This is a genomic window from Dictyobacter alpinus (assembly GCF_003967575.1).
GTDB classification, from domain to species: domain Bacteria; phylum Chloroflexota; class Ktedonobacteria; order Ktedonobacterales; family Ktedonobacteraceae; genus Dictyobacter; species Dictyobacter alpinus.
In genome coordinates this window covers 762,968-789,355 of sequence record NZ_BIFT01000002.1, presented here as the reverse complement: position 1 = coordinate 789,355, position 26,388 = coordinate 762,968, and the positions used below count along the sequence as shown (strand labels likewise).

General features: G+C 51.7%; 18 protein-coding genes. 10 read left to right on the top strand and 8 right to left on the bottom strand.

Annotated elements, in window-relative coordinates:
• Positions 1-269: 269 nt before the first annotated feature.
• From EL633_RS25575 to EL633_RS25565, 3 genes are all read right to left on the bottom strand, one after another.
• Positions 270-2,963, bottom strand: a complete 2,694-nt coding sequence (locus EL633_RS25575) for a helix-turn-helix domain-containing protein (RefSeq protein WP_126630109.1) — start codon at positions 2,961-2,963, stop codon at positions 270-272.
• Between the two features lie 453 nt (positions 2,964-3,416).
• The gene (locus EL633_RS25570; protein ID WP_161982435.1) at positions 3,417-4,892 is read right to left on the bottom strand and encodes a winged helix-turn-helix domain-containing protein; all 1,476 of its coding nucleotides are present in this window, start codon (positions 4,890-4,892) and stop codon (positions 3,417-3,419) included.
• 413 nt (positions 4,893-5,305) lie between these two features.
• Positions 5,306-7,999, bottom strand: coding sequence for a helix-turn-helix domain-containing protein (locus EL633_RS25565; RefSeq protein ID WP_126630107.1), 2,694 nt, complete (start codon positions 7,997-7,999; stop codon positions 5,306-5,308).
• A gap of 558 nt (positions 8,000-8,557) precedes the next feature.
• On the opposite strand from EL633_RS25565, the gene EL633_RS25560 reads away from it, so the two are divergent.
• The 4 genes from EL633_RS25560 to EL633_RS37680 all read left to right on the top strand — a co-directional run bounded on the left by EL633_RS25560 (position 8,558) and on the right by EL633_RS37680 (position 14,204).
• Positions 8,558-9,493 (top strand): NADP-dependent oxidoreductase, encoded by a 936-nt coding sequence (locus EL633_RS25560; protein WP_126630106.1) that lies wholly within the window; start codon positions 8,558-8,560, stop codon positions 9,491-9,493.
• Between the two features lie 21 nt (positions 9,494-9,514).
• Positions 9,515-10,273, top strand: a complete 759-nt coding sequence (locus EL633_RS25555) for an SDR family oxidoreductase (RefSeq protein WP_126630105.1) — start codon at positions 9,515-9,517, stop codon at positions 10,271-10,273.
• Between the two features lie 287 nt (positions 10,274-10,560).
• A complete protein-coding gene (locus EL633_RS25550; RefSeq protein WP_246039254.1) occupies positions 10,561-13,923 on the top strand; it encodes a WD40 domain-containing protein in 3,363 nt (1,120 codons plus the stop codon).
• Positions 13,809-14,204 carry a WD40 repeat domain-containing protein gene (locus EL633_RS37680; RefSeq protein ID WP_246039253.1) on the top strand — a complete coding sequence of 132 codons (396 nt, stop codon included), beginning with the start codon at positions 13,809-13,811 and terminating at the stop codon, positions 14,202-14,204. Before EL633_RS25550 ends, EL633_RS37680 begins: the two co-directional genes overlap by 115 nt.
• 55 nt (positions 14,205-14,259) lie before the next feature.
• Here the strand turns inward: EL633_RS37680 and EL633_RS25545 are convergent, their stop codons facing one another.
• Together EL633_RS25545 and EL633_RS25540 are read right to left on the bottom strand one after the other, a co-directional pair.
• A complete protein-coding gene (locus tag EL633_RS25545; RefSeq protein ID WP_218027583.1) occupies positions 14,260-15,174 on the bottom strand; it encodes an alpha/beta fold hydrolase in 915 nt (304 codons plus the stop codon).
• 309 nt (positions 15,175-15,483) lie between these two features.
• Positions 15,484-15,789, bottom strand: a complete 306-nt coding sequence (locus EL633_RS25540) for a putative quinol monooxygenase (protein WP_161982434.1) — start codon at positions 15,787-15,789, stop codon at positions 15,484-15,486.
• Between the two features lie 393 nt (positions 15,790-16,182).
• On the opposite strand from EL633_RS25540, the gene EL633_RS25535 reads away from it, so the two are divergent.
• From EL633_RS25535 to EL633_RS25525, 3 genes are all read left to right on the top strand, one after another.
• Positions 16,183-19,824 (top strand): WD40 domain-containing protein, encoded by a 3,642-nt coding sequence (locus EL633_RS25535; RefSeq protein WP_126630103.1) that lies wholly within the window; start codon positions 16,183-16,185, stop codon positions 19,822-19,824.
• A 5-nt stretch (positions 19,825-19,829) separates the two neighbouring features.
• Positions 19,830-20,525 carry a helix-turn-helix domain-containing protein gene (locus EL633_RS37910; RefSeq protein WP_126630102.1) on the top strand — a complete coding sequence of 232 codons (696 nt, stop codon included), beginning with the start codon at positions 19,830-19,832 and terminating at the stop codon, positions 20,523-20,525.
• A 202-nt stretch (positions 20,526-20,727) separates the two neighbouring features.
• The gene (locus tag EL633_RS25525) at positions 20,728-20,955 is read left to right on the top strand and encodes a DUF8691 family protein (protein WP_126630101.1); all 228 of its coding nucleotides are present in this window, start codon (positions 20,728-20,730) and stop codon (positions 20,953-20,955) included.
• A gap of 178 nt (positions 20,956-21,133) precedes the next feature.
• Here the strand turns inward: EL633_RS25525 and EL633_RS25520 are convergent, their stop codons facing one another.
• Positions 21,134-22,210, bottom strand: a complete 1,077-nt coding sequence (locus EL633_RS25520) for a quinone oxidoreductase family protein (RefSeq protein ID WP_126630100.1) — start codon at positions 22,208-22,210, stop codon at positions 21,134-21,136.
• A 116-nt stretch (positions 22,211-22,326) separates the two neighbouring features.
• Here EL633_RS25520 and EL633_RS25515 point away from each other — a divergent pair, with 116 nt between their 5' ends.
• From EL633_RS25515 to EL633_RS25505, 3 genes are all read left to right on the top strand, one after another.
• Positions 22,327-23,175: a helix-turn-helix transcriptional regulator gene (locus EL633_RS25515; protein WP_126630099.1), complete on the top strand. Its 849-nt coding sequence runs from the start codon at positions 22,327-22,329 to the stop codon at positions 23,173-23,175.
• Positions 23,176-23,741: 566 nt separating this feature from the next.
• Positions 23,742-23,990, top strand: coding sequence for a DUF2249 domain-containing protein (locus EL633_RS25510; RefSeq protein WP_126630098.1), 249 nt, complete (start codon positions 23,742-23,744; stop codon positions 23,988-23,990).
• Complete coding sequence (locus EL633_RS25505; RefSeq protein ID WP_161982433.1) at positions 23,951-24,400, top strand: cupin domain-containing protein; 450 nt, start codon at positions 23,951-23,953, stop codon at positions 24,398-24,400. The genes EL633_RS25510 and EL633_RS25505 overlap by 40 nt, the downstream gene beginning before the upstream one ends.
• A gap of 80 nt (positions 24,401-24,480) precedes the next feature.
• Here the strand turns inward: EL633_RS25505 and EL633_RS25500 are convergent, their stop codons facing one another.
• On the bottom strand, positions 24,481-24,738 hold the full coding sequence (locus EL633_RS25500) for a 4Fe-4S dicluster domain-containing protein (RefSeq protein WP_126630096.1): 258 nt from the start codon (positions 24,736-24,738) through the stop codon (positions 24,481-24,483).
• 85 nt (positions 24,739-24,823) lie between these two features.
• The gene (locus EL633_RS25495; protein WP_126630095.1) at positions 24,824-26,365 is read right to left on the bottom strand and encodes a multicopper oxidase family protein; all 1,542 of its coding nucleotides are present in this window, start codon (positions 26,363-26,365) and stop codon (positions 24,824-24,826) included.
• Between the last annotated feature and the right edge of the window lie 23 nt (positions 26,366-26,388).

Below are 26,388 nucleotides of genomic sequence, written 5' to 3'. Positions count from 1 at the left end.
TTTCTTCATCAAAAAAACGAGTTCATCCGCAAAAATACGCATATCTTTGAAGAGGAGAGACCTTCCGCAGTCTCTAGTGAAATCATATCCTGTCGCTTATTCTTCATAAAGATCGTTGTGTATCGTTTTGCGGTCGTTGCGTATGACTCGTTGCTATTTGAGTTGGATCAGGCAGATAGGTGTTTACGGGTTCGTCCTGCTGGCTATGCCTCTTTGGCGGGCATAAAGGTTCGCCAGCCCGTGGAGCGACGATTATTCAGGCTGCTGAATTACTTTGCTGCCTGCAAAGCCTCTTGCAGGCTCTGCAGAGTAGCAATTGTCATGGGGTTATCAGGCCCCAATACCTGTTGTTGGATCTGCAAGGTGCGTTGGTAGAGCTCAATCGCTTCCTGGCTGCGGTCCTGGGCTTGCCGAAAGCGCGCCAGATGGTAGAGTGCCGCCGCCAGTCTCTCATCATCTAATTGTAATACCTGCTCACGCAAATACAGGACTTGCTGAAAATGATGTTCAGCCTCTTCGTCCTTTCGCTGGTTAGAGTAAAGGGTAGCCAGTGAAAGGATGACATCACTCACCAGAAAATGATCAGGCTTTTGTAATTGCTCATGAATCCTAAGTGCACGTTGTAAACATTCTTCTGCTTGCGCATATCTTTTCAGTTCACAGTACAGGGTTCCCAATCCATTCAAAGAATCAGCAACATGCCTATGTCCAGGACCCAATTGTTCTTCACGGATCTTTAACGCTCGCTGATAGCCATCTTCAGCTTCCTGGTATTTTCCTTGTTTCTGATAGAGTTTGGCCAACTCATGCCAGACAAAACCTATGAGAAAATGCTCAGTGCCCAGATGCTTTTCACGAATGCTCAGCACACGCTGATAGATATGCTCAGCCTCTTCATACCGTTCTTGATGCCCGTAGACTATAGCTAATCCTAACAGCTGAGAAGAGATGCGAAGCTGGTCAAGATCTGGCTGCTTTTCAAGTAGGGAAACTGCGCGTGAGTAGAGCGCTTCTGCCTGAGCATACTTGCTTTGCTTCACATACACATACGCTAATCCGCCCAATGAAAAGTTGATTTCCAAATAATCAGGACCAAAGCGTTGTTCATAAAAGTCGATGGCACGCAGGTACAGAGCTTCGGCCTGCGCATTCTTCCACTGGTTATTATACAGGGTAGCTAGGCCGCGCATCGCCTCTCCTACCCCGATATTGTCCTGTGCCGCGGGTCGTTTATAGAGAGATAACGCTTGCTGATAAAACTGCTCGGCCTGTCCATATTTTCCCCAATCATGATAGAGGGTTGCTAGCTGCGCCAGTTGTTTTGCGACGGGCAAGGGATCGGTCTCCTGAGAGCGCTGCCAGATGGCTAGTGCTCGCTGATGCAATGGCTCAGCCAGGAAATACACCGCGCGTCCCGCGAGATACATACCTGCTCTGCTTAACAGGCTCGCTGCTTCGGGAGACAGAAGCTGGTAATTCTGGATCAATGTGTCACAGGCCTGCACTTGATCCAGATAATGCTGGCAGAGTGACCAACTCTCAGTTTGAGCCGGGTTCTCAGGAAAAAGGGCATTCATGGCCAGCACCACGCGTTGCGCCCACTGGCGTTGTTTCTCAGCAGACATGCGATCCAGTTGCACCACCTGCACCAGGCGATGCAGGCTCAACTGGCGTGTTTTACCCACCCGTTTGACCAGGGAAAAAGCCAGTAAGGCTTCCAGCAGCTGGTTGAATTGGAAACGATCAGTCACAGCCTGTTGTAAGGTCGGCGGCCAGTAGGCGGCTCCTTTGATCAGCAGTTCTTCGGGAATCTGGTCAGGGGCCAGAAACGCGCACAGCCGCAAGAATTCGGCTGCCGCCGGGTTGGACGCTTCTACACGCTGGAACGAGAGGTTCCAGGTGGTCGCCACTGAATCGGGATACCCACTTGCCTGCTTCCCACGGCGCACCAGCAGCTCATAACGATGCTGATGAAAAATAGTCAGGTAATCCTGGAGATTGCAGCCAGTTTCTTCCAGATACGCACCTGCCTGATCGATGGCCAGGGGAAACAAGCCCAGCGCCATCGCAATCGTACTGGCATCCTCTCTTTCTTGTGGCGTTACCTCCGCTTTAAATTGTGCCCGGTGCAGTAAGAGCCGGGTGGCTTCCTCGATACTCAAGGGTTCTATCTCCAAAGAGGAAGCTATGACACTGGCGCTGTTTGCCCGGGTCGTAAGCAAGATGCTGCCATTGCCAGCGACAGGAAGATATGTAGGCAGGAAAGAAAGATCGTCAGCATTGTCGTAGATGAGGAGCCAGGGATCCTGGCAGTGTTCCAACCAGTGCAACACCTCGCTCGCCAGGGCACGTTGATCATTCTCGTTGTGGACCGAGATGGTTGGTATCACCTCTTTGAGTGCGGCAAGGTTGCTCAGAAGGGTTTCTTCGCTGGCCGCATTGATCCAGAGGGTATGGGTATAGCGTTGCTGTTCACGAGCATGGTAGGCATATTCAATGGCGATTTGTGTTTTGCCAATGCCCCCCAACCCTTTGATCGCCTGGGATTGGGTTAATGCGGCTCGCCTGATGCCGGTGGAGGTAACCAGGGGAGCGGGGGCGAACTGCTGATCCAGGGTAGCCAGCAGCTCCTGACGCCCGGTGAAGTGAGGATTGCGTGGATAGGGGATCGTCCAGAGCGTGCTACCCTCAGCCGGCTCAGGGTATGCAGGCTCGGGCGCTTCCTCGTCAGGTTCAACTTCTGCGGCGAGTGCTTGCTGATCATCATCATCAGACAACCCGAGCTCCTGAGGTGGCAGACCAAAGAGATCGCAGAGCTTGACCCGATAGTAGGTTCGGGGTTCTTGAATGCCGCGTTCCCAGCGCTGAATGGTGGTCAGCGTGACATCCAACTGGTCGGCCAGGTCTTGCTGACGCCAGTTGCGTAACGCCCGCTGTAGCCGTAACTTCTCATTTCTCGGCATATATTTTTCCTTGCATCCCTTTTTCTGTCCGAAAACGTTTCATCCGTGTCCCGTGTTGCTGATAGATGGTGGTGTTTCTGTACCTGTAGAGACGTGAGGCAAAAAGATGTCCAGAACTATCTTTGATCTGCTTGACATGTTCTGTCATACATAGTTTGATGCTCATAGAATAGCATGGGCACCCCCGGCATCGCCAGTGCCTGGAACGTCCCATGTTATGTCCCATGCTGTCACAGGTCACAGCGTGAAGAGAAGTGAAGCAGAAGTGTTTCAGTGCCAATGAACAGGCATGACATTGTACACTGGCTGAATGTGTGGAGTGAGAAGAAGCGGTGGAAGCGGTAGCGATTGCGCACTATAATGGCACACGTTGCATGTGATCCTGGGAGTGCAGATCGTATGCAACTGCACTGGTGCATACGACCTGCCTGTGATAGTGGAGATATAGCAGGGTTAGATCAGGCCAAGATTTCTGGCCTGTGCTACAGCCTGCAGACGATTTGCCGCTCCAAGCTTTGAAAAGATATTGCTCAGATGGCGTTTGACCGTTCCAGAAGCAATCACCAGCTCCTGGGCAATGGTTGCATTCGTTGCACCTACTGCCAATGCTTGTAGTACTTCTAATTCTCGTTCGCTCAATGGATCGAGCAATGGTTGTTGTCTTTCCCTGGAGGGAAAAGAAGGCCTGGTTGCTTGATGGGAAGAAGCGCCGGCAAGCAACCCTGCCAACACCGTCGCGCGGCTCTGATCCTTGCTGGCCAGGGCATGCTCGATAGCTTCGCTCAAAAGACCCTGGTGTTCATACCACATGCTGGCCCTTGCATGTAATCTTTCGATCAACTCGGCGTGTGAATGCGTCAGGTGGGCCAGAAGCGCCTCGGCAAACAGATGGTGATAGCGATACCAATGCCGCTCCTGGTCAAGCGGAACAAGGAATACGTTGGTGCGTTCCAGATAGGCAAGCATTTCCTGGTAATGGCGGCTACGTGTATGAAATTGGACCACATCTGGTGGGACTACGTCCTCCCGGTCCATCGCATCATCCAGGATACTGGCACAAAGTGGTGCGCATAGTCGTTTCAGGATAGAGGTAGACAATAAAAACGTTTGCATATCTGCAGGTAAGTGTTCAATCACCTCTTGCAGCAAATAGTCTACGATATAGCGATTGCTTCCAGTAAAGGAGGTGATAAACTCTTCGATGTCGGGATGCTTGTGCATTGCGATCGCTGCCAGTTGGAGTCCTGCTGCCCATCCTTCTGTCCGTGCAACCAGAGCCTGAATATGTGCTGGTGTAAACGAATGTTCGACCATAGCAACGAAAAAACGCATCCCCTCATCAAAGGTAAATTGTAGATCCACCTGGCTAAGATCCATCACTTGTCCAAGTATGCGCATGCGAGCGAAATGCAGTGGTAAGTCAAAGCGCGTGAGCATCACAATATGCATCTGTTCAGGCATATGTTGCAACAGAAAGGCGAGCATTTGATGAATGCGCTCATCAGTGATATGGTGGCAATCGTCCAGCACAAGTACCACAGGGGTATCCGTTTCCGTCAGGAGATTTATCAAGGGAATTAACAGCGCTTCATCTGAATATGCCAGAGATTGTAGCAACGCAGGCACGTGTTCCTTGATCGTGGGGTCAATATGTGCCAGTGCGGCACATACGTAGTGCCAGAAACGCGCCAGATCATTGTCCCCCTCGTCCAGAGCAATCCACGCAGTACCCATGAACGTCCTCTTCTTCTCCTGGAGCCACTGTGCAAGGAGGGTCGTTTTTCCCGAACCTGCGGGTGCGCTGACAAGCGTCAGTCTTCTTTCCAACCCCTGATCGATTTTTTCAAGTAAGCGCTGCCGCGTGATCAGGCGCTGGCCAGGAGAAGGAGGGCACAGTTTCGCCTGTAACAAAATATCTTGATGTGTCATCAACTGCTTATCCTCCTTCATGTATAGAAACATTGGGATCCAATGTTCTGTCTATTTTCTCTGTTTTTATAGTACCTGGAAAAGCGCCATTTTCAGCGGGCGTTAATTATCGTTCGCAAGGCGTTTGTCCGAATGAGTGTGTCGGACCCAACGATAACTAACGCCCGCTTTATATCTTACTTTCTATTGGGTTTCATGATGTGCCGAACTTCTCTGTACACAACAAGGAATTTACCATATATGTACGCCTGATGATCAATGAGCGGTGTCCTGTAATGCGTGTGTTTTGGTATGAGAGGTATGAGCAAGCTGGCGCCCCTGGCTTTTTGCTGGGAGCTGGCTGGATAATCTGCGCGTGGTGCGTTGGAGGTAAGTGAGACGGAGATTATCCAGGTTACCGAATTGTTTCGCTATTACTTCGCTGTCCGCAAAGCCTCTTGCATGCTCTGCAGAGTAGCAATTGTTATGGGGTTATCCGCTCCTAAAACCTGTTGTTGGATCTGTAAGGCGCGTTGGTAGAGCTCAATCGCTTCCTGGGTGCGGTCCTGGGCTTGCCGAAAGCGCGCTAGATGGTAGAGTGCCTCCGCTAATCTTTCATCATCCAATTGCAATATCTGCTCAAACAGATACAGGGCGTGCTGAAAATGACGTTCAGCCGCTTCATCTTTTCGCTGCTCAGAATACATGATGGCCAGCTCGAGGGTGACATCGCTCGTCCGAAGCGGATCGGGAGTCTGTAATTGTTCATTAATCCTGAGAACATGTCGGAAACATTCTTCCGCCTGTGCATATCTTTTTTGTTCGTGGTATAGGTTGCCCAATCTATTCAGAGAATCTACTACGTTAGAATGTCTAGGGCCCAATTGTTCTTCACGGATCTTTAATGCACGCCGATAGCAATTTTCGGCTTCCTGGTATTTTCCTTGTTTCTGATAGAGTTTGGCCAACTCATGCCAGACAAAACCTACGAGAAAATGCTCAGGGCCCAGATGTTTTTCACGAATTCTCAACACACGTCGATAGATATGCTCAGCTTCTTCATATCGTTCCTGATGCCCGTAGACTATAGCCAATCCTAACAATGAATAAGCTACATCCAGATGGTCAGGATCCAGCTGCTTTTCGATCAGGTGCATTGATCGGGAGTAAAGCGCCTCTGCCTGGGTATAATTTTTTTGCTTCACATACACATATCCCAATCCACTCAATGAAAGGCTGATTTCCAAATAATCGGGACCAAAGCGTTGTTCTTGAAAGTCAATGGCGCGCAGGTATAGAGCTTCTGCCTGCGCATTCTTCTCCTGGTTATTATACAGGTTGGCCAGGCCGCGCATCGCCGTTCCTACTCCTCTATCCTCTTGCGTCTCAGGTCGTTTGTAGAGAGAAAATGCTTGCTGATAAAACTGTTCGGCCTGTTTATATTTTCCCCAACCATAATAGAGGGTTGCCAGCCGAACCAGTTGTTTTGCGACGGGCAAGGGATCGGTCTCCTGAGAGCGCTGCCAGATGGTTAGTGCTTGCTGATGCAATGGCTCAGCCAGGGAATACACCGCGCGCCCTGCGAGATACGTACCTGCTCTGCTTAACAGGCTCGCTGCTTCGGGAGACAGAAGCTGGTAATTCTGGATCAATGTGTCACAGGCCTGCACTTGATCCAGATACCGTTGGCAGAGCGACCAGCTTTCAGTTTGAGCCGGGTTTTCAGGAAAAAGGGCATTCATGGCCAGCACCACGCGTTGCGCCCACTGGCGTTGTTTCTCAGCAGACATGCGATCCAGTTGCACCACCTGCACCAGGCGATGCAGGCTCAACTGGCGTGTTTTACCCACGCGTTTGACCAGGGAAAAAGCCAGCAAAGCTTCCAGCATCTGGTTGAATTGGAAACGATCAGTCACGGCTTGTTGTAAGGTCGGCGGCCAGTAGGCGGCTCCTTTGATCAGCAGTTCTTCGGGAATCTGGTCCGGGGCCAGAAACGCGCACAGCTGTAAGAATTCGGCGGCGGCCGGGTTGGTCGCTTCTACACGCTGGAACGAGAGGTTCCAGGTGGTCGCTACTGAATCGGGATACCCACTTGCCTGCTTCCCACGGCGCACCAGCAGCTCATAACGGTGCTGATGAAAAATAGTCAGGTAATCCTGGAGATTGCAGCCAGTTTCTTCCAGATACGCACCCGCCTGATCGATAGCCAGAGGAAACAGGCCCAGCGCCATCGCAATCGTACTGGCGTCCACTCTTTCTTGCGGAGTTACCTCCTCTTCAAATTGTGCCCGGTGCAGTAAGAGCCGGGTGGCTTCCTCAATACTCAAGGGTTCTATTTCTAAAGAGGAAGTCATGAGGCTGGTGCTGTTTGCCCGGGTCGTAAGCAAGATACTTCCATTCCCAGTGGCAGGAAGATACGCAGGCAGGAAAGAAAGATCGTCAGCATTGTCGTAGATGAGGAGCCAGGGATCCTGGCACTGCTCCAGCCAGCGTAACGCCTCGCTCGCTAGGGCGCGTTGATCGTTTTCGTTGTGGACCGAGATAGCTGGTACCACCTCTTTGAGTGCGGCAAGGCCGCTCAGAAGGGTTTCTTCGCTTGCTGCATTGATCCAGAGGGTATGGGTATAGCGTTGCTGTTCACGAGCATGGTAGGCATATTCAATGGCGATTTGTGTTTTGCCAATGCCCCCCAACCCTTTGATCGCCTGGGATTGGGTTAATGCGGCTCGCCTGATGCCGGTGGATGCGACCAGTGGAGCGGGTGCGAACTGCTGATCCAGGGCTGCCAGCAGCTCCTGACGCCCGGTAAAGTGCGGATTGCGTGGATAGGGGATTGTCCACAGAGCGTCGCCCACTGAAAACTTAGAGAGTGCAGGCTCGGCAGCTCCAGTATCGGGCTCGGATTCCACTGAGAGTGGTGGCTGATCATCATCATCAGACAACCCGAGCTCCTGAGGTGGCAGACCAAAGAGATCGCAAAGCTTGACCCGATAATAGGTTCGGGGCTCTTGAATGCCACGTTCCCAGCGCTGAATGGTGGTCAGCGTGACATCCAACTGGTCTGCCAGGTCTTGCTGACGCCAGTTGCGTAACGCACGCTGCAAACGTAACTTCTCATTTCTCGGCATATATTTTTCCTTGCATCCCTTTTTCTGTCCGAAAACGTTTCATCCGTGTCCCGTGTTGCCGATAGATGGTGGTGTTTCTGTATCTGTAGAGACGTGAGGTAAAAAGATGTCCAGAACATTCTGATCTGTTTGACATGATAGAACATGTATAGTTTGACGCTCATAGCATAGCATGGGCTCCCCGGCACTGTCAGTGTCTCTAGCGTCCCATGTCATGTCTCATGATGTCTCAGGTTACAGAGTGAAGCAGAAGTGTTTCATTGCCAAGGAGCATGTATGACGTTGTGTGCTGGTTGAATGCATAGAGCCGTTTCAGGATAGATGTAGCCAGTGCTGTTACAAAGAACCACTGCTTTGTCCCAAAGGCGGTAGCGTCATGGAGAAATGTTTGGACGAACGATGTTTCCTTTGGCCCATGACAGCGCGTGTACCTGAGACTATACTGTTAGAAAAAGCGCATCTTGTACAGCTCTGGTGTGCTGTCAATGGGTTGCCGCGCTTTTGTCCCGGCAGGGGAGATGGCGCGAACCAGCAACCTGAAGAAAGTGAGATAACACAATGAAAGCAATTCGTATTCATGGTCGTGGTGGAGCAGATCACCTTGTTTATGAAGATGCACCAAAGCCTGAACCAGGTCCAGGAGAAGTATTAGTTCGTGTCCACGCAGCCGGTGTTATTGCCACCGAATTGACCTGGGACGAAACCTATCGAACTGGCGCTGGTATCCAACGCACATATCCCATCCCGGGACATGATTTCTCGGGTGTGGTAGAGGAGGCTGGCGCCGATGTCACAAACCTGGCGAAAGGGGCAGAGGTTTATGCCTTGATAGACTTCGATCGCGATGGAGCCGCGGCAGAATACGCTATCGTTCGTCAGGAAGAATTGGCCCTTAAGCCTCGCTCACTCGACCATGTCCAGGCGGCGGCCGTTCCGCTGACCGCTCTGACGGCCTGGCAGGCGCTCTTTGAACATGCTGGCTTGCAGAAGGGCCAGACGATCCTGATCCACGGCGCTGCGGGAGGAGTCGGTGTATTTGCGGTGCAATTTGCTCGTTGGGCGGGGGCTCGTGTTATTGCGACCGGTTCAGCGGCCAATCACGATCTACTGCGCGAACTGGGAGCCAGCGAAGTCATCGACTATACCACCACACGCTTTGAAGAAGTCGTCAAGGACGTAGATGTCGTCCTCGATTCTATTGGTGGCGAGACCATTCACCGCTCCTTGCAGATTATTAAGCCAGGTGGAACGCTAGTCTCCATCACGAGCCCGCGCCCCTCTTTTGACGAGGCAAAGGCCTTTCATGTGCGACCAATCTGGTTCATTGTCAGGCCCAATCACGATCAACTGACCCGGATCGCCTCAGTGATTGATGAAGGACATATTCGCCCAATCATTGACACGGTCCTTCCTCTTTCTCAGGCGCGTCAAGCCTACGAATATGGAGCGAAAGGGCACACACGCGGTAAAATCGTCCTGAGCGTGGTTGAATAGACATGCAGAAAGGAAGAGCAGATGGCGGGAGTACTTGAAGGCAAAGTCGCGTTAGTTACTGGCGGCAATAGTGGCATTGGCCTGGCAACCGCCAGGGAATTCCATGCCAATGGAGCTAAAGTCGTGATTGCGGGGCGGAACCAGGATACCCTTGATGAGGCCGTTCACCAGATGGGTGCTAATGTCCTGGCTGTGCAGGCTGACGTCTCCCGATTGAGCGACATTGATCACTTGATGGCGCGGGCGCATGAAGCCTTTGGCAACCTGGATATCCTGTTTATTAATGCCGGTGTTTTTAAAGGTGCCTCATTGGAAGAGGTAGATGAACAAGCTTTTGATGAGATGTTACATGCCAACTTTAAGGGAGCGTATTTTACCATCCAGAAGGCGCTCCCCTTGCTCAATCATCCAGCCTCGGTCATTTTCAATGGGTCAGTAAATGCACTCACTGGTATTAATGATAGTTCGCTGTATACGGCTAATAAAGGCGCGGTGCATGCGCTCGTCCGGGCGCTCGCGGCTGAGCTCATCGACCGTGGTATTCGCGTAAATACCATTGCCATTGGCCCCACTGCGACAAACCTGCTCTCTCGTTCGGGCTCTTCACCTGAGATTCTGCAGGCGCAAGATGTGGCGCGCATCAGTCGTTCACCAATCAAACGCCTGGGCCATCCTGAAGAAGTGGCGAAAGTCGCACTATTCCTCGCTTCAGATGCCTCATCTTTTGTGGTCGGTTCAGAAATTGCCGCTGATGGAGGTTGGCTTTTAAACATTGTCTAAGAAGAGAGGGTCTGTGTCTGTAGAAAAGGTATCCCTCCTGTTTGAATTGCCTCTCAAACAGGAGGGATACCTTTTCTATGCTGAGATAAAATAGTTCTGGTCGTTTATCAGCAGATCTGCTATGATAAAGTCTCCGTCTGCATCCTCAAAGGGGCAGATGTGGTTGTTCAACCAGACTGCTCCTACCTTGCACAAGAGAGTGGGCGTGAAAATCGAAAAAGCTTAAATGTTTGGTGCAGATGAAAAACACACCCTATAGAAAACGAGATTATACTTTTGGCCAGGACATGTTAGCTCTTCGTACTGCCATGGGGCTGACACAGGAAAGTCTGGCTGAAAGACTCTGTGTTTCTCGCAAAACGATTGGCAGGTGGGAAGCTGGAGAAAGCTATCCGGGCATCGCTCATCTCAAAGTTCTGGTGGCGGTTGCCATTGAGAAACAAGCCTTTCCATCCGGACAAGAACAAGAGGCGATTCGAGCTTTCTGGCAGAAAAGCCATCGAAATGCCTTGCTCGATGAAAGGTGGCTGCAAGCATTACTGGATGCGCACCGTTCCCATCGTTCGTTCACGGAGCCCGGGTCAGAGATACGCACGAGAGAACAAACAAGCGTTTCCTCGACTGGAAATCAGTCACGGGTCGATTGGGGTGAGGCACTGGACGTCTCCATCTTCTATGGACGTGCGGGAGATCTGAATCTTCTTTCAAGGTGGATAGTGCAAGAACAGTACCGAATGGTGGGTGTGCTGGGGTTAGGGGGGATTGGGAAGTCAGCGGTCGCGACGAAATGTCTGCACCTGGTTGCCGCACACTTCGATGTCGTTATCTGGCGCTCCTTGCGTGATGCTCCTAGTTGTGAGGCATTATTGGACGATTGCTTTCAGATTCTTGCCCCCCAGGATCTCCGTGAAGTGTCAATGAGTCTCGAACAACGCCTGAGGCTTCTCTTAAAACATCTACGAGCCAATCGTGTGCTGCTGGTGCTCGATAACCTGGAGGTGCTGCTGGAGGATGAGAAGGATACAGGCCACATGCGTCCTGGTTACGAGGGATACGGCCGGTTACTGAGCCTGATAGCTGAGACCGATCATCAAAGTTGCCTGCTATTCACCAGTAGAGAGAAGCCGAGTATTCTTGTGCCACTGGAAGGGAGCCGCGTTCCTGTAGGTGTTTTGCGCCTTGCCCGGCTGGACGTTGAGGCATGTAGACAGTTGCTGGCAGAAAAAGGGGTGGTAGGTAGCGCGGCTGAACAAGAACGGCTGATTGAAGCATACGGAGGCAATCCTCTGGCTTTGAAAATCGTCGCGTCGACCATTGTGGACCTTTTCTCTGGCGAGATCACCCTGTTTATGCAACAGGGTAACGTGGTCTTTGGTGGTGTGCGCGAATTGTTGAACGAGCAATATGCTCGTCTCTCGAAATTGGCACAACAGCTACTGGGGTGGTTAGCCATCGTGCGCGAGCCGGTGAGTATTGAGGAATTATTGAATCTGCAAGGTATGCCGATCGCACGCGCTTACCTGCTGGAGGCGGTCGATAGCCTGCGGCGACGTTCATTGATTGAGCAAGGTCGCCTTTCGGGTAGTCTCACTTTGCAATCAGTGGTGTTGGAATATGTGACCGCGCAACTGATTGCGGAACTGGCCGCTGAAATTGAACACAACCAGCCGCAGCGCCTGATTGAGCATGGGCTAGAATTGGCGATGTCCAAAGAATATGTGCGGCAAACGCAGAGACGCCTCATTGTTTCCCCATTGCTCATGCACGTACGCAAAGCCTATTCAGGGTACATGGAGGTGGATACCCATCTGCTCACGCTGCTTGATTCTCTTCGGGCGCGGTCTGTTCATGCTCAGGGCTACGGGCCTGCAAATGTACTCGCGCTTCTACGCGAATTTCGTGGGCACTTGCGTGGTCTGGACCTTTCCTCCCTCGCTATTCGCGGGGCAGTTTTCCAGGGGACGGAGATGCAGGATACGCAACTTACCGAGGCCACCTTGCGCGATACAACCTTTACCGAGGCCTTAGATGCGATCAGGACGGTAGCACTTAGTTCCGATGGGAGTTTATGGGCTGCAGGCAGCTGGCGCGGAAAAGTGCGTGTATGGCGGCAAGGAGGAAAAATCCTGCATCTGGCCTGGCAGGCCCATACCAGTACTGTTTCTTCTCTTGCCTTTAGCCCGGATGGACTCACACTGGCAACAGGAAGTTGGGATGGCGCGCTCAAATTGTGGGAGGTAGAAAGCGGCTCGCTGCTCTGGACGAGTTGGCGAACCAACAACATCCAGAGTCTTGCCTTTATGCCTGGTGGCCAGATGATCGTGAGTGGAGGAAACGACGGTGCCGTTCAACTCTGGGATAGCCGCGATGGTAAGCATGTGATGACCCTCAGCGGGCAAAGTGGCGCGGTGTACGCGCTGGCGTGGCACCCGACTGGAGAGTTACTGGCAAGTGGAGGCCTGGATGGACAGATTCGTTTATGGAGGTGGCGGGGTACACAACCAGCGCCCGAGATACGTATACTCACCGGACACCGTGATTGGGTCTTCTCGCTAGCTTTTTCTCCCGATGGGAAAACACTTGCCAGTGGCAGCTTTGATCGAATGGTGAGGTTATGGGACACGGAAAGCTGGCAGGTACGTGAGACACTACCAGAACATATGGATCGGGTCAGAGCTCTGGCCTGGAGCTCTGACGGGCGCTTCTTGGCCAGTTGTGGTTTTGATCAGCTGCCCCGTGTGTGGGATGTTGAACGTGGCAGCTACTGTCTGTCGCTCCAGGGACATACTGGTGCTGTGACGAGTATCGCTTTTACCCCTGATCGTCGCCATCTCCTTACAGGCAGTGACGATAACACTTTGCGCGTATGGGATGTCGTCAATGGACAATGTATTTATATTCTACAAGGCTACGCGGTTTCGCTCTACGACGTGGCCTGGCATCCTGATGGAGCCCGGCTTGCCAGTGCTGATTCTGATGCCGTGGTAACCGTGTGGGAAATGGGAAGTGGGGCAGTTCTCAAGCAGTTTCGCGGCCATCGCTGGATCGTTCATGGCATCGCGTGGAGTCCTGATGGTCACTTTCTGGCAAGCTGCGCCTGGGATAGCACCGTTCGCGTATGGGACATAGAGACGGGAGGGATGCATTGTCTCATGGAGAATCCTGGCAACGATGACACCTTCTTTTATGGAGTGACATGGAGTCCCGATGGAAAATACCTGGCCAGTGGCAATTATCAAGGCAGAGTGTATGTTTGGGATGCAGCGAGCGGCGCCTGTCGCTGGATCGGTCATCTTCCACCGGCCATTATCCGCAGGGTTGAATGGAGTCCTGATGGAACATTGCTCGCGAGTTGTAGCGATAACGGGAGTATTTCCCTCTGGGATGCCGCCACTGGCCAGTTACAAAGATCCTTGCAAGGAAGCGGTAGTATGGTCAAAAGCATCGCCTGGAATGCTGATAGTTCCAGATTAGCCAGTTGTGGTGGAGGGCAAGGCCATGGAGAGATTTTTATCTGGGATGTACAGAGTGGAGAGTGCCTGGACGTTCTGACGGAAGTCAGTGGCATACCTATGCACTTACATGGGCACCAGATGGAGCTACCCTGGTCAGTGGCGGTGGTGATGGCATGTTACGGTGGTGGGATGTAGCACGCAAAGAATGTGTACGATTCTGTGAAGCCCATCAAGGAACGGTGCAATCACTGATGGTCAGTCCCGATGGCACATTGCTGGCGAGCTGTGGTGATGATGGGGCTCTGCTCCTCTGGGAACTGAACAGTGGCAAACGCGTCCAACTCCTGCGTCGTGACCGGCCCTACGAGCGGCTCAATATTACCGGGATACATGGCCTTTCACAAGCTCAGAAAGCGGCATTGCATGCATTAGGTGCTCTGGATAATGAAGCTGGCTTATCGCTCTATTCTCCCTGAAGGGATGCAATAATGGCAGGCTAGAGGATGTCAGGATCCTCTAGCCTGTGCGCCTTTAGCTTTTGATTACGCTTGCCTTTGCTGCTGCCTGGATCAGTGAGAATACTTGGAGTGGATGGGAGACAATAGAGGCGTGGCTTGAAGGGACCGATATGGTTGTGGCCTTCATACGGCTGGCGAACATTTGTTGAGTCTCTGGTGGGATCATACGGTCGTTGGTAGAGATCAGGTACCAGCTCGGCACGGTTTTCCATGCGACCGAGGTCGTAGGATCCGTAAAATGTGTCACATTGGCTGGTTTTTGCGCGCTAGCCATAATGCCTGCTTCAATGATGTCGACATCTTGCGCGAATGATTCTTTAAATTTCTGCTGATTGATAAACAAAAAAGTGTCAGCTGTGTTTGGATAGGTGACCGGATAGAGATTGGCTGTTCCTGGTGCTTGTGGATATTGACCAAGGACTTCCCCCTGGTCTGGCGCAAATGCGGAGGCGTAGACCAATCCAGTGACGTTGGGTTGATTGGCACCAGCGTTGGTAATGACCGCTCCTCCATAGGAATGACCAACGAGTACGATTGGACCCTGCAGTTGCGCCATGATAGCAAGCGTTGCGTTGACATCGTCTTGTAAATGAGCGGTAAGTGGAAGCTGTGGCGCCCAGACGGTATGCCCTGCTGCCAGTAGTAAGGGAATGATTCTGCTGTAGCTGGAGCCATCAGCCCAGAAGCCGTGGACCAGTACAATATTGACGCCGGAGGGCTGGGCTGTGGGCGTAAAGTGGGAGGCACTTCCCGCGTTTTTGTTGCTGGCTGCCAGAGCCGTGGCAGGTGAAAATGCTTGCATACTTGATACGATGGCGGTGCTCGCGGCTCCAGCACCCAGATATGTGAGAAATTGGCGTCGTGTTGAACCGGGACGAGTTTCTGCTTCGCTGGCTCTTTTCTGTGTAAAACGATGCGTTAATCGCATTATGCTGCTCCTTTTTGTGTGCTCATGTTTCTGCTGACCATTTTTTTTCCAGGCTACAAATGCCTGGCTCTCTTGTCTGAGAAGAGGTGAGGCTGAAAAAAAGTGTCTATGTATGGATCTTGATGTGCCCGCGCTTTACTTCTCGACAAGGGTCAGTGTACGTGTTTAAGCAGAGGGTTGTCATGAGCCGAAGGGAACATTCTCTTACTTTGAGCCAGGGTGATCCTTTTGGTGCATTGTTGTGCCTTGCCCTGTTGGAAACTGTATCCTGCTCCTTTCACATCTTTGTGGGCAAACAGATATTTCCCTTTATTTCTCGTGTCGCGTGTGCTGGAATAGGGATTTGTAGGTTTCAATGGTTGGACTGTCCTTTGCTAACATCCCATATAAATTGGTCATGACATATTCCCCGTAATAGGCATTGCCTTCATGAGCATCTAGTGCCGCTTGATCGGTAAACTGTAAATAGGCAAAGAAATTGTATGGCTCCTTTTGAGAACGATAGATATGGGCCTCTAGAATATGCGGATTCGTGCTGGCATGATGAATAAGTTGATGGAGCAGTTTTAAGACATCCTGCTCATAGTTCGGTATGATTGTAAATGTGATTGTCATGCAGATCATCTCTTGCATCCTTTCCGTATGGGTCGCTGTCAGGTCCACTTCTTTTCGTCATTTTGTCAGGGGGTGTTCTTCTGAGTACTGAGTATAGAAGTGAAAGGAATATTTGTCATGGCCCAAAGGATGTATGAAGAAGGTGGAAATGCCTGTATCCTATGGAGGTTGATCTGATATGATAGAGATATATGTATTGAGGGGAAGCGTCTGGAGTTATGTGAGAGTGTCCCCAGACCTTCCGTTGTTGATATGGATCGCACGGAGCAAATCCAAATCTGTTTTAAGTATAACGTGAACTGATAGCCTGATCAGTGTCCATGACGTCCCATTTCACGTTTTCTTGAGTCCCATTTATGTGCCGTTGCGGCTCTCTAGGGAAGGAGCAGACTTATGAGGCCGTCCTCCTACAAGGAGCGAGATTATGCCTTTGGTCAGATGATGCTACTCCTGCGTACAAGTCTTGAATTGACGCAAATAGAGATAGCTGAGATATTGGGCGTCTCGCGGAAAGCTGTTGGAAGGTGGGAGGCTGGTGAAATGTATCCCAAACTGCCTCATCTCAAGGCGTTGCTCACTTTTGCGCTCGAGCAGCATGCGTTTACGAGTGGACGCGAAGAGGAGGAGATCCGGGCTTTCTGGAAAGCGGCGCATCAGAAGACACAGCTTGACGAACGGTGGCTCCATGACCTATTTGCAGCCTGGCAGGCGCGGCAAACCCTTGAGAAAGCAAGAGATGTTGAACTGACACATCCACTGCCTGTCCGAGGGGTGCCACGTATCGATTGGGGTGAGGCACTGGATGTATCACGGTTCTATGGGCGCGAAGAAGAACTGGCACAACTGCATGAGTGGGTGGTTCAGGAGCGTTGCCGGATCGTCTGCCTCCTCGGCATGGGTGGCATCGGCAAGTCGGCCCTCACCGTGAGATGTATGCATCGTGTCGCTTCCGACTTCGATGTGGTGATCTGGCGTTCCTTGCGCGATGCCCCCTCCTGTGAAGTCCTGCTTGATGAGTGCCTCCAATTGCTCGCACCTCAACCTCTGCACGACCCATCTTCCGCTCTGGAGCGGCAGCTCTCCCGTCTGCTTGATCTGTTCCATCAATTCCGTGTCCTCCTCGTTCTGGATAACCTGGAAACGCTTCTGCAGGAGGGCTCCAGTACCGGTCGCATGCGTCCCGGTTATGAGGGATATGAGCGCTTGCTGCAGCGGATAGGTGGAAGCGACCATCAGAGTTGTCTGCTCTTGACCAGCCGGGAGAAACCGGCTGACCTCCTCCCATTGGAAGGAGGCCGGAATCCAGTGCGTGCCCTGCGCCTTCGTGGCCTGGGAGATGATGCAGGCCAACTCCTGCTAGAGGCGCGAGAATTACGGGGCAGTGCCCAGGAGCAGAGAAGGCTTGTTGAGGCCTATGGAGGTAATCCTCTGGCGCTCAACATCATTGCGCAGAGCGTGGTGGATGTGTTTGGCGGTGAGATTGCTGCGTTTCTGAATCAAGGCGAGGTTGTCTTTGGTAGTGTACGAGAATTGTTGGATGAGCAATTCAGGCGTCTCTCGCATGTCGAGCAGAGCGTCCTTTTCTGGCTGGCAATTGTACGTGAGCCGATAAGCCTGGAGGAACTGAAGGCACTGTTTGTCAATACGCCACAACCTCATGTACAGGTATTAGAGGCGGTGACTGGACTGAGGCGGCGTAGTCTGATTGAGCTGGGGCAACGTGCGGGCAGCTTCACGCTCCAGGCGGTCGTACTGGAGTACGCGACGATGTTGCTGATAGGCGAGGCAAGTCGTGAGATCAAACAACAACGATTGGTTCGACTTATCGAACATGGCCTGACGCTGTCCACTTCCCGAGAATATGTCAGGCGCTCCCAGATGCGACTTATTGTGAATCCACTCCTTGTGGAGTTACGCAGCACCTATCTGGAGCGAGCCGCGGTGGAGGAGCAGTTGCTGACACTGCTGGAACAACTGCGCAACCAGGCTGACTACGCACAGGGATATGGTCCGGCGAATATATTGATGCTCCTATGTGAGCAGCGCCAACACTTGCGCGGCCTGGATCTATCACAACTTGCTATTCGTGGGGCATTATTGCGTGGAGTTGAGATGCAGGACACCTCTCTTGCTGGATCCATCCTGCAAGATACTGTCTTTACCGAGGCCTTTGATGCCATCAGGTCCATCGCTATCAGCCCCGATGGGACCTTATGGGCCGCAAGCAGCAGGCAAGGGAATGTACGTATGTGGTATGAAGGAGGGAAGCGACTCTATCGTACCTGGCATGCACATAGTGATACTATCCGGGCTCTCGTCTTTAGTCCCGATGGAAGTACGCTTGCTACCGGGAGCTGGGATGGTGCTATCAAGCTCTGGCAGATTGAGAGTGGAGACCTGCTATGGGCGAGCTGGCAGACGAACAATATCCAGCGTCTGGCCTATGCTCCTGATGGATGCATGCTGGCGAGCTGTGGTGATGATGGTACCGTTCGGATCTGGGATGCGAAATCTGGCGAGTGTTTGCAGTCCAGTAGCAGTCAGCGTGGTCCTATGCACGCACTGGCCTGGAGCCCGGACGGGCGTCTACTCGCCAGTGGCAGTTTTGATGGTAGCCTACGTCTATGGGAGTGGTCCCATGGTATCGTGCGAGTGCTGGCAGAACATAAGAACTGGGTGACGGGACTGGCCTTTGCCCCTGATGGACACACTCTGGCCAGCGCCAGTTTTGATCGAACCGTCAGATTATGGGATGTCACAAGCGGAAAGGTACGTAACACGCTGTCAGGGCACACCGGTCCCGTATTTTCTGTTGCCTATAGCCAAAATGGACACCTGCTGGCCAGTAGTGGTTTTGATCGGACGATCCAGATTTGGGATAGCGAGCTAGGGAGTTACCGGATGGCCCTACGCGAGCATACCGCTGCCGTATACGATGTTGCCTTTACCCCTGATAGTCGCCATCTGCTCAGCGGGGGTGATGATGGTGCTCTGCGGTTATGGGATGTAGCGATTGGGAGATGTTTACAAATCAAACAAAGCTATGCGATCTCGCTCTACGACATTGCCTGGAATTTTGATGGTACCTGGCTCGCGAGTGCAGGTTCGGATACCCTGGTCAGCATCTGGGATGCTAAAGGCCAACTCCCACCCAGGGTATTCTCTGGTCATCGCTGGATCGTGCGCGGTGTGGTGTGGAGTCCAGATGGTCAGTACGTGGCCAGTTGCGGAGAGGACAATGCGTTGCGGATATGGGAGTTGGACACAGGAGAGACAAAGCACCTTTTGCGTGATCCCGATGGTGTTGATACCTCATTTTATGGTGTGGCGTGGAGTCCGGATGGACAGTGGCTGGCCGCGGCAAGCTATCAGCAGGGAGTACATGTATGGCAGGTAACAGACGCAACTCGCCGTTGGGTGAGCCGTACCCAACAAACGCGGATCCGGAATGTGGGATGGAGTCCGGATGGACAGTGGCTGGCCAGTTGCGGTGATGATGGGAGCGTATTTTTGTGGCGCGCCTTTGATGATAGTCAGGGGATTGTGTTACGGGGTCATCGTGGTATGGCTATGAGTCTGGCGTGGAGCCCGGATGGCACGCAACTGGTGAGTGGTGGGGGAGGTAGTGGAAGCGGAGAAATCATCTTCTGGGATGTCCTACAGAGGGAACGTTTGCATGTTTGGAGTGAAGCGGGAACGATGGTGTACGCGCTTGCCTGGAGTGCGACTGGCGATCTGCTAATCAGTGGAGGGAGTGATGGGAGTATACGCTGGTGGGAGGTCGCCAGTGGGAAATGCCTCAAAGTGCAAAAAAAGCATCAAGGAGCGGTTCAATCGTTACGCATGAGTTCTGATAATCGTATGCTAGCCAGTTGCAGTGACGACGGCGCTATCCATATATCGAACGTCTACACGGGGGAGCATATACGCACATTACGGCGCGACCGACCCTACGAGCGTCTCAATATTCGTGATGTGAGAGGAGTATCAGAAGCTCACAAAGAAAACTTGCGCGCCCTGGGTGCGATTGGATAAGTGTGATGCAGACATTTTTTCTCTGCACAGCCATCCTTGAGCGCTTGTGTGCACCACTGTGCGCGAACGTTCTCAATGGTTGCCTTGAGCCAGAAGAGCCGTGCCGGTGGGATCTCCCCCTTCCACTGGATAACAGTGGTTCTGAGCAAGAGATGCTTGAATATCTGGAGCGCATAAACCTCTTCCTCCTTCCACTTGATCACCAGCGTCGTTGGTATCGCTATCATCACCTTTTAGCCCAGGCGCTGCAAGCCAGGCTTGCGCTGCTTCATCCCGCGCGAGTTGCTGAACTACATATGCGAGCCAGTAGATGGTATGAACAGCAGGGATATCTGAGTGAAGCTATCGCACATGCTCTGGCGGCTGGAGATCTTCAACGAGCGAACTGCCTGCAGGCAGAATTCCAGGAACATAGATGCATTGTTGCTGATGCGGGGGAATCGATGTGTATGGTGCTCTCACAACCACGTACACCGAAGGGTGTTCAATCCAGTCCACATCCACTACTTGACCCTCTAAGTGAGCGCGAACTGCAAGCACTACAACTTTTGGCCACAGGAGAGACAAATGCGGCGATTGCTCGTCAACTGGTTATTACCTGTGGGACGGTGAAGCGTCATATGAGCAATATTTTCTCAAAACTGGGCGTGACCAACCGTACACAGGCGGTAGCGCGTGCAAGGGAGTTGCGCCTCCTCTAGTTGGCTTGCCGTGTGTGCAGGCAGATTCTGGGCAAGAGAACACAATAGCTCATGCCAAAGATCGTGAGCTATACCTTTCGTTGTATGCATTACTTTTCCAGGATATCAGCCTTTCGGTACATGCATTTCCAGCTGTGCGGCCTTATACTTTGAGCAAGTCAGGCACAGTTGCTCTGTGCTAACGAGAAAGGGCGATGCGAAGATGACAAGGGAATTGTATCAGGTCCGGGTGAAAGGGCATCTTGATCTATTGTCCTGGAGTAACTGGCTTAGAGGACTCACCGTCGCGCATCTTGACAACGGGGAGACCCTTCTCAGCGGCTATCTTGATCAGGCGGCGCTGCATGGCGTGCTGCATAAACTGGAAAATCAGGGGGTGCCCCTGATCGCAGTTTCTCGGATTGTTTCCAACGATCTCCCCCCATCGTAACAGAAAAAAAGCTTTTCAACCTGGTAAACTATGAATGTATGTATCAACATGCGCGAAGATGGAGGTGACCCGTTTAATGAATGGCACGCATAGATAAAGGGTGTCATGTCCATGCGCGCAAAAGGGAAAGGCGACTAGAAAAACGTCAATGCTCTTTCCCCTTTGTTGCTGTGGCTTACTATCCTTGCGCAGGGGTAATCGCTGTTAATTGAAAGGGGCCGCCATGATCACGGGCATATTCCACGGCCTGGTTGGCCTGTTCAAGTGGAAAAGTCTGCACAGCGAACGGCTCCAGGTCGATCTGTCCGCTAGCAATGAGTGCTGCCAGCAACGTGGGAGCGTGCCTGGGATACATATATTGCCCACGAACCACCAGATTGTTGCGCATCATATACTTATACGGAAGATCTACCGGCATATCGATGCCTCCCATCAGTACCGCGATCCCTTCTGGCCGTAGTGCCATAATGCCGCTACGCGTCAATGTTGTATTGCGCATGGGTCCTAAGATATCGAGCAGACAGTCGATAGGACCAGCAGCAGCCTCCTGGAAACACTTGCTGAGGTCTTTCTCCTGTTCTGAGATCAGTACAGGACGGACACGTGGACCAAAGGTGCGCACTAACGTGTTGAGCACCTGTTCGTTGCGTCCTGGCGCGATCACGCGGGCGGCACCCATCGCCAGCGCAACGGCTATGCCCGCGCTACCAAAGTGACCGGTGGCCCCATTGACCAGTATGGTTTGTCCAGCTTGGAAATTCGCAGCCAGCAGGCCACCATGAGGAATCAGCATCGTATTCAGCCATGCTAATTTCGTCGGATCGAAAGAACGCAACTGTTCAAGCGAATAGGTATTCTCAAGTGGTAGCAACATGCGCTCCGCGAACGAACCATGGCGGAAGTGGGCCTGCAGCTTTTGTGCTCCCTTTGTGGGCGCGATCGCTCCCTGCAGCATGATGTCTGGCGCAAGGATATCATCGCGTGAGCGGACCGTTGGGTCACAGAAGACGAGTTGATTTTGCTCCAGGCGAGTGGCATCGGGTCCAGTCTTCTCCACCAGGCCAATCGCGCTAGCACCAGGAGCCAGCGGTAGCAATAAAGGATAATCCCTTATGCCAGAAAAGACCTCATGGCTATAGGTCAGAACTGGCGCAGCAAGCACCTGTGTGACTACTTCACCGGCTCCCGGATTGGGATCTGGAAGTTGTTCAATCGTGAGTGGTTGACCTTTTGCTCTGAGTATAGCTGCTTTCATGTTTATGTTTCCTTTCCATAACTTTTCTATTTATGGTATTATCATATCCTGGCCTATGAAGCCATTCCAGAGCGTGTTAATACTGGTATTGTCACTACCAGGGAAAGGATATTTGTATGACATCTCGTGAGCAGCGCGTCGAACTGGCCAGTTTCTTACGAGCGCGCAGGAGCCAACTATCGCCGGCGGATGTAGGATTGCCACGCACCGCGCGTCGCAAAACGGCGGGGCTGCGGCGCGAGGAGGTTGCCCAACTGGCGAGCGTGGGTGTCACCTGGTATACCTGGCTGGAACAGGGGCGAGACATCAATGTCTCTATCCAGGTGCTCGATAGTCTGGCACAGGCCTACAGGCTGACGCCTGCCGAAAAGGCACATCTCTATTTGCTGGCGGGCCAGCCATCACCTGAGCATCCAGTCCCGCCGCAAGAGTACATCAGTCCTTTTCTCCAACGCTTCCTTGAACACATAGGCAATAATCCCGCTTACATTACCGGGCGCCGATGGGATGTGCTGGCCTGGAATCGAGCAGCCTGCCAGGTTATCGCGGACTTTGCTACCATGCCGGTTGCAGAGCGCAACATTGTACGCCTCATTTTTACCAGCGAGCAATATCGGTACCGCAGCGTCGATTGGGAAGGCGTCGCACAGCGTGTGCTGGCCCAACTGCGCGCCAACAGTGGTCGCTACCCTGATGATGCACAATTGAGCGCACTGATCGCGGATCTGCAGCAGCGCAGCCCCGATTTCGCACGCTGGTGGTCACGGCACGATGTACAGGAGCGACGGGAAGGTCGTAAGGAACTCATCCATCCCCAGCTGGGCTCCCTTGTCTTTGACCATGACACCTTCCAGATAGAAGACGCACCGGGACTAAAGATGGTCGTGTATCTCCCAGCCAATGAGGAAACGAGCAGCAAGCTCGAACGACTCGCTCTGTCAGAACTCAAGTTACCATCCATTTAGACAAAAAATGCCGTTGAATGGGAATTGAGCAAGTGATCTTCGGCGAGATGACCACTGATGACGTTACTGCATGGCTCAATCAGCACATGCAGCGTTGGTTGTTACTGGGTGTACAGAGCTGATGCGCATTACCCATGCCCATTATCACTAGAGCCTTTATCCTCGTATGACGCGCATTTTCATCTCTCCAGACTGGGTTGGACTTCTTGACTTTGAGACGCGCCTGCCCAGTGCGATTGAACGAACCCAGGCTGGCACATGAGGTTGCGGCGTTGCCTTCCTAAATTGTTTATATACTACCCTGGCATGAATCCAATTATAAAGCAAGAACGATCATACAGAAAAGACGTGATATCCATACCATCCACAATTTTTGCACTTTGAGCAGGAATAAAATTTTATTCCTGCTCAAAACCTCTTGGTATTGCATACCTGATGAGACATTTGTCACAGACCATTTCCTGTCACTAGCGCATACTTGTTATACGAGCACATATGAGTGCAGCACAAAATGTATATGATTGGGTTACCCCTTTCAACATAAAGATTCAGGAGGATAGAGATAGATGTCTCAAGCAGTGACAAATGATCTAGACGTGCGTTTACTTGCACCCCGTGACAAGCATGCGACCATTTTCGCCAGGTTACTTGAGTTAACGCCAGGTGATGCTCTACGCATCTTTAATGATCATGATCCCAAACCGCTCCAGTATCAATTGCAAGCCGAACACGCCGGCGAATTTTCGTGGGAACCTGAGCAACAGGGTCCTGAGGAATGGATCATTCGTATTCGGCGGGTGATATCAGCCGCATAGTAACTTGGGGGACCGACCGACAAGTCGTGTATGTGTCGGTCATCGAAAGGGAAGAAATGGTAGAAGAATTAAAAGCGTCAGACCAGAGTGAAGCACAACTGCCTCACTATATGACGCTCTCGGATGCACTCGCGCTTGCGCAATTTGAAGACACGAAACCACATGTCCAGCTCATCTCAGAAAAAGACGATGTTCGAGTTGTACTTTTTTCATTTAAAGCAGGTCAACGGTTGCGTGACCACCATACATCTCACTGTATTATTGTGCAGTCAGTACAGGGCGATCTCGTATTCAGTACCTCTGATTGTACAGCGCGTCTGCGTCCAGGAATGGTATTACAACTGGACGCTCATGTGGTCCATGGTGTTGTCGCTCAGACTGATGCAATCATGTTACTTATGATGCTCTGAAAAAGATTCAAGACGTATCAAAACACGTCCATCGTTTCAAAGCAATTTGAAACGATGGACGTGTTTTGATCTGATCTGTATTATTTGTAATGGTTTGCATTAATCTCAATATATTTTCGCCACTGTGTCGGGACTGCACTTTCTTCAAAAATGGCAGTTACCGGACAAGCAGGTTCACAGGCACCACAATCAATGCACTCATCAGGATTAATGTAAAGTTGCTGATGTTGGTCATAGTCAGTCTCACCAGAGGCTGGATGAATACAATCTACTGGACATACATCAACACACGAGCCATCTTTCACATCAATGCAGGGTTGCGTAATCACGTAAGCCATTATTGGTCCTTTCTCTGAAAGAGAGGATTGCTCCTCTCAGTCTATCTCTTCTCGTAGCAAAAATCGGGAGTAGTGCTGTGGCACATCAATCAGGGAAATTTCCTGACGTGCTTCCAATGGTATAGGGGGTATTGATATTGGTGTAGACCAGCATGGTATCCATACCCCAGTAAGCATGCAGCAGGTTATGACAATGGATCATCCATACCCCAGGATTATTGGCTAGAAAGCCAATATCGTAGCTATCATGTGGAGCGACATTGATGGTATCCAGCATGACCGGTGTGCCAGTCAGTGCCTTCCCATTGTGGGTAAGGACGGTGAAGGCATGGCCATGCAGATGGATTGGATGATACTCGCCAGCGGTATTTTCAACATGGACCTTGATCACCTGGCCTTCTTTAACCATCAGCATATCAGTGTTGGGGAAACTCTTTTTGTTAAAGGTATAGGTCATACCTTCATGTCCCATTACCTGACCCATATGATTGCCTAGATCAAGGGTATAGTTTTGATCAAAATGACTACTGGCGGTCACACTTGTCGTTGTTGCGTGACCATAATTACTGAAGTCAAAGAAAGGTTTGCTGGCATCTGTGAGCTTCGCAGGAGCGGTTCCCGTGCCTATAACAACGGCGGGCGTTTGTTGATAATGCACCTGATCGCGAGAAGTGACAAGAGCGACAGAGCCATGAGCGGGCATCTGGAAACGCAGATCATAGCGTTGGGCAGCACCGATCAACAATGGCTTTTCCGTTAAACTTTGTGGCTGATTAAGCTCATGACCATCTAGGGCAGCTACCGTAAATGGGGCCCCTGTCAGGGTAAGCAGATGAGGCAGATTAGCGGTATTACTGATGCGTAAGCGCACCCATTGTCCTGGTTTGGCTGTCTGATTGATGGTACCAATAGTCGCATTAAGAGTGGTCAGGCTCTGATTATTGGCACTCCAGTCATGCAGGGCAATACTGTAATCGATATCATCATGTATGGTCGGCCGGGCTGGATCAACCACCAGCATGCCATATAAGCCTCGCGTGGTCTCTTCATAACTGAAGGCATGTGAATGATACCAATAGGAACCAGCGTCGTTGACCAGAAAACGATACACATAGGTCTGGCCAGGTTTAACCCCATCCTGGGTGACGCCCGCAACGCCATCGGACGCATTATTGATATTGATGCCATGCCAATGGATCGAGGTATCAAAGGGAAGATGATTGATTAATGTAATCTCTAAGAGATCTCCCTGCTGAACATGGAGGGTAGGGCCGGGAGCCACACCATTAAACGTCCAGGCATCAGTTACGATTATGCCTGAACTCAGTTTCAGCTGAGCTTTCTGAGCCGTTAAGGTGAATTTTTTGATATGCTTCGCCGTCTTTGGGGCTTGCAACTCTGTCAGCGACTTTCCCCCTGGTGTGTTCATGCCCATATTGAGTGCTGTTGGGACACCTTTCCCGGTTGGTATCTCAGGAGCCGTAGGAAGAGGTGTGCTGGTTGGAATAGTCGGGCTCGAAGCTGTTTCTGAGCCACATCCGACGATGATCATTGCCAGGCTAAATACGAGGCAGATTATGGACAGGCCCCTGTACATCTTCTTTTTATTTTGTCTTTTCTCGTTCATATCGATTCTCTTTATCTGAGCTT

Coding starts and splice junctions, on each gene's coding strand:
- EL633_RS25575 (WP_126630109.1), bottom strand. CDS start 2,963: ATGCCGAGAAATGAGAAGTTACGGCTACAGCGGGCGTTACGCAACTGG.
- EL633_RS25570 (WP_161982435.1), bottom strand. CDS start 4,892: ATGACACATCAAGATATTTTGTTACAGGCGAAACTGTGCCCTCCTTCT.
- EL633_RS25565 (WP_126630107.1), bottom strand. CDS start 7,999: ATGCCGAGAAATGAGAAGTTACGTTTGCAGCGTGCGTTACGCAACTGG.
- EL633_RS25560 (WP_126630106.1), top strand. CDS start 8,558: ATGAAAGCAATTCGTATTCATGGTCGTGGTGGAGCAGATCACCTTGTT.
- EL633_RS25555 (WP_126630105.1), top strand. CDS start 9,515: ATGGCGGGAGTACTTGAAGGCAAAGTCGCGTTAGTTACTGGCGGCAAT.
- EL633_RS25550 (WP_246039254.1), top strand. CDS start 10,561: ATGTTAGCTCTTCGTACTGCCATGGGGCTGACACAGGAAAGTCTGGCT.
- EL633_RS25545 (WP_218027583.1), bottom strand. CDS start 15,174: ATGCGATTAACGCATCGTTTTACACAGAAAAGAGCCAGCGAAGCAGAA.
- EL633_RS25540 (WP_161982434.1), bottom strand. CDS start 15,789: ATGACAATCACATTTACAATCATACCGAACTATGAGCAGGATGTCTTA.
- EL633_RS25535 (WP_126630103.1), top strand. CDS start 16,183: ATGAGGCCGTCCTCCTACAAGGAGCGAGATTATGCCTTTGGTCAGATG.
- EL633_RS37910 (WP_126630102.1), top strand. CDS start 19,830: ATGCAGACATTTTTTCTCTGCACAGCCATCCTTGAGCGCTTGTGTGCA.
- EL633_RS25525 (WP_126630101.1), top strand. CDS start 20,728: ATGACAAGGGAATTGTATCAGGTCCGGGTGAAAGGGCATCTTGATCTA.
- EL633_RS25520 (WP_126630100.1), bottom strand. CDS start 22,210: ATGAAAGCAGCTATACTCAGAGCAAAAGGTCAACCACTCACGATTGAA.
- EL633_RS25515 (WP_126630099.1), top strand. CDS start 22,327: ATGACATCTCGTGAGCAGCGCGTCGAACTGGCCAGTTTCTTACGAGCG.
- EL633_RS25510 (WP_126630098.1), top strand. CDS start 23,742: ATGTCTCAAGCAGTGACAAATGATCTAGACGTGCGTTTACTTGCACCC.
- EL633_RS25505 (WP_161982433.1), top strand. CDS start 23,951: ATGGATCATTCGTATTCGGCGGGTGATATCAGCCGCATAGTAACTTGG.
- EL633_RS25500 (WP_126630096.1), bottom strand. CDS start 24,738: ATGGCTTACGTGATTACGCAACCCTGCATTGATGTGAAAGATGGCTCG.
- EL633_RS25495 (WP_126630095.1), bottom strand. CDS start 26,365: ATGAACGAGAAAAGACAAAATAAAAAGAAGATGTACAGGGGCCTGTCC.